A 326-nucleotide genomic window follows, 5' to 3' on the forward strand; every position below is an offset into this window, starting at 1 on the left:
CTCGCCTCGGGCGCCGCCTTCGTGGGCATCGGCGCCCCCGGCACCGTGGACACCCGCACCGGGACCGTCCGGTCCGCGACCGACCTGCTCCCCGGCTGGGCCGGCACCGCCGTCGGGCCCGCCGTGGAGGCGGCGACGGGTCTGCCCGTCCTGGTCGACAACGACGTCAACGTGCTGGCCCTGGGCGAACTCCGCCGGGGCGCGGCGGCCGGCCACGACGCGGTCCTGTACGTGTCGGTGGGCACCGGTGTGGGCGGCGCCCTCGCGCTGGGCGGCCGGATCGTGCGTGGTGCGCGTGGGGTGGCGGGCGAACTCGGCCACCTGGC

General features: G+C 78.8%; 1 protein-coding gene. It reads left to right on the forward strand.

All coding sequences use genetic code 11. The features are described from left to right. Positions 1–326, forward strand: a 326-nt coding sequence (locus GT354_RS04280; protein WP_161354812.1) for an ROK family protein, incomplete at both ends; no start/stop codon positions are given.

The organism is Streptomyces sp. SID3343, assembly GCF_009865215.1.
Lineage (GTDB): Bacteria > Actinomycetota > Actinomycetes > Streptomycetales > Streptomycetaceae > Embleya.